This is a genomic window from Arthrobacter sp. Y3225116, assembly GCF_059091245.1.
The window spans coordinates 1-2,458 of record NZ_JBNHGL010000341.1 but is presented as its reverse complement, the minus strand read 5'-3'; the positions used below and the strand labels follow the sequence as shown (position 1 = coordinate 2,458).

The following is a 2,458-nucleotide window of genomic DNA, read 5'->3' as shown; positions in this document are numbered from 1 at the left end:
GGCCGAGCCCTGGCCGGGCGCCGTCGTCATGCTGCGCGAAGCCATCTCGCTGCTCGAAGCCCACGAGGGCCGCTACCAGCTGGCGCTGGCCCTGGCCGACCTGGCCGAGATCTGCCTGCAGCCGGCGCAGGCCGACGCGCTGGCGGTGTTCAGGACGGAAGCGTTGGCGGCGGCGCGCAAGGCGCTGGTCCTGGGGAACCGGATCGGGGCCGCCGCGGTGGCCCGGCGCATGACCCGCCTGCTCGCGCAGCAGGATCACCACCTGCCGCTGATCGCGGAGAACAAGGCCGACCGGCTGACGCCGGCCGAGTACCGGGTCTGCTCCCTGGCGGCCAAGGGGCTCACGAACCGCAAGATCGCGGCCGAACTGTTCATCACCATCAAGGCGGTGGAGTGGCACCTGTCCCGGTCGTTCGCCAAGCTCGGGATTGCGTCCCGCAAGGAACTGGCGGCCGTGTTGGACCGGCAGGACTGAGCCCCGCCAGGGGGTTGGCGCAGCGGCACACCCTAGGTTTTCCTAACTAGGGTGGATGGATCTGGCAAACCGACGCCGCCGGGACCATGATTGAAGGTGTCAGCAACCGGAACGGGAGACCACACCGGAGGCGGCGGCACCAGGATCCGTGTTGGGGGGACCTGCCTTCGGGCGGTGGATCCGATGCCGCACACGAAATGGCTCGAAGTGAGTTGGCTAATGGGGAGGCCTGACTTTGGGCCATTTCGTATGCCCGCGGCCATGACAGACTGGATCCGTGGCCCATCTCGACGTCTCCAACATCGCCTATTTCCTCTCCGACGGCCGCCAGCTGCTCAACGGCGTCGGCTTCAAGGTCGGCGACGGCGCCAAAACCGCGCTGATCGGACCCAACGGCACCGGCAAAACCACCCTGCTACGGATCATCGCCGGCGACATCGCCCCGGACGAGGGCGCCGTGGCACGCTCCGGCACCATGGGCATCATGCGCCAGTTCGTCGGCCAGGTCCGGGACGGGACCACGGTACGCGACCTTCTGGTCGGCGCCGCCCCGCCGGCCCTCGCCGCGGCGGCACGGGCAGTGGATGAAGCCGAACTGGCCATGATGGAGCACGACGACGAGCCCACCCAGATGCGGTACGCGCAAGCGCTCGCGGACTGGGGCGACGCCGGCGGCTACGAGCAGGAGACCGTCTGGGACGAGGTCACCACGGCCGCCCTGGGCGTGCCCTTCGACCGGGCGCAGCACCGCACGGCATCGACCCTGTCGGGCGGCGAACAAAAGCGCCTGGTGCTGGAAGCGCTCTTCGCCGGCCCGGACGAGTTGCTGCTGCTGGACGAACCGGACAACTATCTGGACGTGCCCGGCAAGCGCTGGCTGGAAGAGAAGCTGCGGGAATCCCGAAAGTCGGTGCTGTTCGTCAGCCACGACCGTGAACTGCTGGCCAATGCCGCCACCCGGATCGTCACGCTCGAACCCGGCGCGCTCGGGGCCACCGCCTGGGTCCACGGCGGCGGCTTCGAGAGCTACCTGCAGGCCCGGGACGACCGCAACGCCCGTTTCGAAGAACTGCGCAAGCGGTGGGACGAGGAGCACGCCAAGCTCAAGGAGCTGGTGAACATGTACAAGAACAAGGCCGCGTTCCGCTCCGACATGGCCAACCGGTACCACGCCGCCCAGACCCGGCTGGAGAAGTTCTTGGAGGCCGGGCCGCCGGAGGCCGTGCCGATCGAACAGAACGTGCAGATGCGGCTCAAGGGCGGGCGGACGGCCAAGCGGGCGGTGGTGGCCACCAAGCTGGAGCTGATCGGCCTGATGAAGCCGTTCAGCACCGAGATCTGGTTCGGCGACCGGGTGGGGGTGCTGGGGTCCAACGGCTCGGGCAAGTCCCACTTCCTGCGTCTGCTGGCCGGCGGCGGCACCGACCCGGAGAAGGAGCACCTGCCGGTCTCCGAGGTCCGGATCGCTCACGTGCCGCACGCCGGCACGGTCAAGCTCGGGGCCAGGATCCGCCCCGGCTTCTTTGCCCAGACCCACGTCCGCCCGGACCTGCTGGGCCGTTCCCTGGTGGACATCCTGCACCGCGGCGACGACCACCGCTCCGGCCTGGGCCGCGAGGCCGCGGCCGCCGTCCTGGATCGCTACGGCCTGGCCCGGCAGGCGGAACAGCTGTACGACTCGCTCTCCGGCGGCCAGCAGGCCCGGCTGCAGATCCTGTTGCTGGAACTCTCCGGCGCCACCCTGCTGCTGCTCGACGAGCCGACCGACAACCTGGATCTGCATTCCGCGGAGGCGTTGGAGCGGGCCATCGACGCCTTCGAAGGCACGGTGCTGGCCGTCACCCACGACCGCTGGTTCGCGCGCAGCTTCGACCGGTTCCTGGTCTTCGGCACCGACGGCAGGAACTGCGGATCCTTCTCGAAGACGAGATCAGCACGAAGGCGCGCGCCGACCGCCAATCCTCCAAGTTTTTCATGGGCATG

2 protein-coding genes are annotated in these 2,458 nt (G+C 69.1%); both read left to right on the top strand.

The features are described 5' to 3' along the window. Positions 1-475, top strand: a 475-nt coding sequence (locus AC5RV2_RS17080) for a helix-turn-helix transcriptional regulator (RefSeq protein ID WP_494093329.1), incomplete at its 5' end; no start/stop codon positions are given. A gap of 277 nt (positions 476-752) precedes the next feature. Beyond that, the coding region (locus tag AC5RV2_RS17075; protein ID WP_494093328.1) for an ABC-F family ATP-binding cassette domain-containing protein at positions 753-2,458 on the top strand (1,706 nt) is incomplete at its 3' end.